This is a genomic window from Alteromonas sp. ABE4_545 (assembly GCF_056161325.1).
The window spans coordinates 1-1,089 of record NZ_JBSWYY010000069.1 but is presented as its reverse complement, the minus strand read 5'-3'; the positions used below and the strand labels follow the sequence as shown (position 1 = coordinate 1,089).

The 1,089-nt window shown below is 48.4% G+C and carries 1 protein-coding gene; it reads left to right on the top strand.

The window, feature by feature from the left end:
- Positions 1-103 precede the first annotated feature (103 nt).
- On the top strand, positions 104-1,054 hold the full coding sequence (locus ACXAH6_RS20345) for an IS30 family transposase (RefSeq protein ID WP_474879817.1): 951 nt from the start codon (positions 104-106) through the stop codon (positions 1,052-1,054).
- Positions 1,055-1,089 lie beyond the last annotated feature (35 nt).

Here is a 1,089-nt window from a genome sequence, read left to right as displayed (position 1 = left end):
CCCGAATTCAGATAATAAGTGCACCACTCATGGTTAATGGGTGACAGACGATCAACTGCCTGTTGGTGGTATTCTAAAGTCGCCAAACAATTAGAGTATTACCATGAGTTACAAGCAGTTGATCGAGGGACAACGATACCAGATCGAAGCCTACTTACGCGAGGGTTTCAGTTATCGGGAGATTGGAAAGCGTCTTAGTGTCAGTCACAGCACTATTAGTCGGGAAGTAAAGCGCAATCGAATTCGAGATAGCCATTACCTACCGGAAGTCGCTCAAGCCAAGACATTAAAACGACGTTGTCTGGCCGCAAAGTACAGGATATCTGAACTGACGATTACCTTTGTTGAGTTCGGGCTTAACGAAAAGTGGAGTCCTGAGCAGATTGCTGGTGTAGGTAAAATCATCGGTCATCACGTCAGTCACGAATGGATTTATGGCTACGTCCAGCGTGATAAATTACGCAGCGGTAAATTGTATAAACAGCTACGTCAGAGCCACCGAAGATACCGTAAAGGTAGCCGCGCGAAACGTGTGATTATCCCGAATCGCGTTGGCATAGAGCATCGTCCCGCTATCGTGAACAAGAAGAAGCGGTTCGGTGACTGGGAAGCTGATACGGTTTTGGGCAAGCAAGGAACGGGCGCGATTGTTAGCTTGGTAGAGCGTAAAAGTAAACTGTATCTGATACGCAAAGTGCCAGCGAAAAGCGCAGCCGATGTGGCCCGTGCCATGGTAGGCATGTTGTGGAAATATCGCAGTCATGTCCGAACTATCACGGCGGACAACGGCAGCGAATTCTGTGAGCACGAGCTGGTCGCAGAGAAGCTTAAAACGGATATTTACTTCGCGAATCCATATTCATCCTGGGAGCGCGGACTGAATGAAAACTTTAACGGTTTGCTTCGACAATACATACGTAAAGGCACCGATTTGCGGACAGTAACGGACAAGCAAATTGCTGAGATTGAACGGGCATTAAATGCCAGACCGAGAAAGTGTCTCGGCTTCAGGCAACCAGCCGCGGTATTCGATGAATTACGCAAGGCGGCCTAATTTGGGGAGTGGTGCACTTCGGAGTTGAATTCGCG